General features: G+C 39.7%; 1 protein-coding gene. It reads left to right on the top strand.

What is annotated here, in order from left to right; all coding sequences use genetic code 11:
* Positions 1–310: amidohydrolase family protein (locus JKP73_RS22480; RefSeq protein WP_200412017.1), on the top strand; the 310-nt coding region annotated here is incomplete at both ends.

Genomic DNA, 310 nt, shown 5'->3' with positions numbered 1-310 from the left:
TATGCAGGATGCGATTCAGGCAGGTTTAGGCGTGTTAAGTAGTGTGCAATATGTAGAATTAGGTGCAATTAAGATCTTTTCTGATGGCGCTTTAGGTGGATGGACTGCTTGGTTAACGAATGTTTACTCTGATGACAAAGGTAATTGTGGCTTTAATATTCATAGTACGGCAGAATTAGAAAGAATTGTTCAAGATGCAAGGAAGTATCGTTTACCAGTAGCGGTTCATGCAATTGGAGATCAAGCCATTTTGGAAGTAGCATCGACATTAAAGAAATACCCGCTGCCAAATAAATGGAGAGAACGGATT

The sequence above is a fragment of the Virgibacillus salexigens genome (genome assembly GCF_014905415.1).
GTDB lineage: Bacteria > Bacillota > Bacilli > Bacillales > Amphibacillaceae > Virgibacillus > Virgibacillus salexigens.
The sequence above is the reverse complement of the archived record's forward strand: the minus strand, read 5'-3'. Positions and strand labels throughout refer to the sequence as shown.